This is a genomic window from Pseudoalteromonas sp. TAB23 (assembly GCF_000498075.1).
Lineage (GTDB): Bacteria > Pseudomonadota > Gammaproteobacteria > Enterobacterales > Alteromonadaceae > Pseudoalteromonas > Pseudoalteromonas arctica.
The window spans coordinates 1-1273 of the sequence record NZ_AUTP01000076.1 but is presented as its reverse complement, the minus strand read 5'-3'; the positions used below and the strand labels follow the sequence as shown (position 1 = coordinate 1273).

The following is a 1273-nucleotide window of genomic DNA, read 5'->3' as shown; positions in this document are numbered from 1 at the left end:
GGTAATCAACGTTTTGCGCCACTAAATTCATGGCCTGATAACGGTAACCTCGACAAAGCGCGCCGTTTACTTTGGCCAATAAAGAAAAAATACGGTAACAAGCTTTCATGGGCCGACTTAATTATTTTAGCAGGCAACATGGCATACGAATCAATGGGTTTAAAAACCTTTGGTTTTGCCGGCGGCCGAGAAGATATTTGGCATCCTGAAAAAGACGTTTACTGGGGAGCTGAAAAAGAATGGTTAGCGCCAAGTGATGGTCGTTACGAAAGTGTAGATAAACCAGATACCATGGAAAATCCATTAGCCGCAGTACAAATGGGCTTAATTTATGTAAACCCTGAAGGTGTAAATGGTATTCCTGATCCGCTTAAAACAGCAGCCCAAATTCGCGAAACTTTTGCGCGTATGGCAATGGATGACGAAGAAACCGCTGCATTAACGGTAGGCGGGCACACAGTAGGTAAAGCACATGGTAATGGCAAAGCAGAAAACTTAGGACCTGAGCCAGAAGCTGCTGACGTACACGAGCAAGGCCTTGGTTGGAATAACACTACAACACGTGGGATTGGCCGCGATACAGTTACATCAGGTGTAGAGGGCGCATGGACTACGCACCCAACACAATGGGATAACGAATACTGTAAACTTTTATTAACCTACGAATGGGAACTCACTAAAAGCCCTGCAGGCGCTCATCAGTGGGAGCCTATTAATATTAAAGAAGAAGACAAGCCTGTCGATGTAGAAGATTCATCAATTCGTTTGAACCCAATGATGACAGATGCTGATATGGCCATGAAAGTGGATCCAACGTACCGTAAAATTATTGAGCGTTTTTATAACGACTTTGACTACTTTTCAGACGTGTTTGCACGTGCCTGGTTTAAACTAACTCACCGCGATTTAGGCCCTAAATCATGTTACTTAGGTGCTGACGTACCAAGCGAAGACTTAATTTGGCAAGATCCAATTCCAGCCGTTGATTACACATTAACAGACGACGAAATTAGCAATCTAAAAACCACATTATTAAATTGTGGTGTTAGTGCCGCTGATTTAATAAATACAGCTTGGGATAGCGCACGTACTTATCGTGGTTCTGATAAACGTGGCGGCGCAAATGGTGCACGCATTCGTTTAGCACCGCAAAAAGATTGGCAAGGTAATGAGCCAGAACGTTTAGCATCAGTACTTAGTGCGCTTGAAAAAGTGCAGGCTGGCTTGAGTAAACCTGTTAGCATCGCCGACTTAATTGTTTTAGGTGGTACAG

At 43.8% G+C, this 1273-nt stretch carries 1 protein-coding gene; it reads left to right on the top strand.

Features of this window, described 5'->3' with window-relative positions:
• A partial coding sequence (locus L654_RS0101785; protein ID WP_024607074.1) for a peroxidase family protein occupies positions 1–1273 on the top strand: 1273 nt, incomplete at both ends.